Source organism: Blastococcus sp. KM273129, assembly GCF_021698995.1.
In the GTDB taxonomy this organism is placed as follows: Bacteria; Actinomycetota; Actinomycetes; order Mycobacteriales; family Geodermatophilaceae; genus Blastococcus.
Genome location: NZ_SSXB01000155.1, coordinates 1 through 1,973, shown reverse-complemented (window position 1 = coordinate 1,973; position 1,973 = coordinate 1). Strand labels below are relative to the sequence as shown.

Genomic DNA, 1,973 nt, shown 5'->3' with positions numbered 1-1,973 from the left:
CAAAGGCACGAAGCCAGTCAGACGACGGGTCACGCTCACCGCTGCCGGCCGTCAGCCCATCACTGAAGGACCGACCCGGCCAGCCTCACAGTCAGACGACGCGACGCGCGGTGTTGTAGCCCCACATGGAGTCCACCGGCACGACCGCGACCGGGTTGCCGTAGGTCGACGAGTGGACCATCAGGCCGTCGCCGATGTACATGCCGACGTGGCCGACCGGGTCGTAGAAGAAGATCAGGTCGCCGGGCTGCAGGTTCGCGCGGTCGACGTGGACCCCCGCGGTCGACTGGGCGCCCGAGGTCCGCGGGATCTCCACGCCCGCCGCCTGGTAGGCCGACCAGGTCAGGCCGGAGCAGTCGTAGCCGCCCGGGCCGGTGCCGCCCCAGACGTAGGGCTTGCCCTGCTGGGCCAGGGCCGTGTCGACGGCGACCTGCGCGGCGTGGTTCGGGGCGACGGCGGTGCTGGTGACGACGGTGCCCGTGCCGCCCCCGCCGTCACCGGTGGAGGCGGTGGCGGCGAACGGGGTGAGGGCGATGCCGGCACCGGTGAGCAGGGCGAGGACGGCCCCGCGGGCGGAACGACGGGTCGTGGACGTGCGAGTAGTCGTCATGGACGACGGTGTCTCCTGTTCTCCGTGACCGCCTACCGGGTGAGCTGACGGGTTCGGGCGGGGAACGCGCCCGGCGCCCCGGACAGGCCGGTGGCGCTTCACCCCAGAACTGCGGTGGGTCCCCGGTCCGGACGACGGCAGGTGCCGGCGCCCGGTTCGGCGGTGTCCGTCCGGGTGTCACCGGGGATGGTGACGGCGGGGGCCCGGTCGGACCGCGGGGAACGCTAGGTGGGTCACGGAACGGTCACAACGCGGCCGACACGCCGCCCGCCGGGGGGCGCGGGGGGTGCCTCGCCGGGCCCCGTCGCGCGCGACTCGCGGGCCGACCACCGGGCTTGCGCCGGGCGCCGGGAGGCTGCTCACGCATCCCGTGACGCAGTGCTGTCGACCGTGTACTTCCGTCGGTGGCGGCGTGGCTCAACGCTGCGTGCGTGCCTCCGCGCGCCGACGTAGCCGGGAACCGCCGGGTAACCCCGCCTCAGGCGCACCGTCAGCCGACGTCGCAGCGGCACGGGCAGTCCCCCGCGTGCACCGGTCGGCCGCTCCGGTCGTCGAGGTCGTCGCACCCCGGCGGGCACGTGCACGTCCAGCCGTCGTCGAGGTGCCGGAAGGCGCCCGCCTGGAAGCGCCGCTGCCGCTCCTCCTGCCGCCGTCGCGCGGCGGCGGCCCGCCGGGCTGCGGCGCGTTCCTCCGGGGCGTCGCCGGGCTGGGGGACGAGGTGGTCGTCCGGGCGGTCGTGGGCGCGGTCGGCGGCGTCCTCCCAGGGGCGCCGCCGGTCGAAGGTGTACGTCGGCTGCCGCTGCCGGGGCCGGTGGTCCCACCGCCACGCGCGGGCCTCGCTCAGCATCGTGTCGAGGTGGGCGGGGAACCGCCGACCGGCCCTGTCGCGGACGGTGCCCGCTGCCATGCCGGCGACCGGCCGGCCGTCGTCGTCGAGCAGGCCGAGACGGAGGCCGGCCAGCGCGGCGGCCGTCGCGAGCAGCGCGGCGTCCATGCCGCGGGCGCCCGACTCGACGGCGGCGACGGCCGACTTCGAGACGCCCAGCCGCTCCGCGAGCTCCCGCTGGGAGAGGTCGGCCCGGCGGCGGATCCGCCGCATCAGGCCGCACAGGTCGAACTGCTGCGGGGCAGGGTCCTCGGGCACCGGCCGAGCCTGTCGGCTGGGCGGGGGAGGGCACGACCCCCTGTGTCTTCCTGTGGACAGTCGCCCTCTGCCCACACCCGCGGGGCAGAGCGCGACTGCTCTGGGGGAAGCCGATCGCCGGCTAGCTGTACTGACCGGGGAGGTTGGTCAAGCGGCTGATGGGTGGGTGGCCGCCGATGCCGGTGTGGGGCCGGTGGTGGTTGTAGGCGTGTAGCCAAG

Annotated in this window: 2 protein-coding genes and 1 riboswitch; both genes read right to left on the bottom strand. The window is 75.6% G+C overall.

Features of this window, described 5'->3' with window-relative positions:
* Nucleotides 1–91 precede the first annotated feature (91 nt).
* Nucleotides 92–610 carry a C40 family peptidase gene (locus E9565_RS21785; RefSeq protein WP_236827520.1) on the bottom strand — a complete coding sequence of 173 codons (519 nt, stop codon included), beginning with the start codon at nt 608–610 and terminating at the stop codon, nt 92–94.
* A gap of 13 nt (nt 611–623) precedes the next feature.
* Nucleotides 624–782, bottom strand: a riboswitch (cyclic di-AMP (ydaO/yuaA leader).
* 318 nt (nt 783–1,100) lie between these two features.
* A complete protein-coding gene (locus E9565_RS21780; RefSeq protein WP_236836714.1) occupies nt 1,101–1,754 on the bottom strand; it encodes a helix-turn-helix domain-containing protein in 654 nt (217 codons plus the stop codon).
* Nucleotides 1,755–1,973 lie beyond the last annotated feature (219 nt).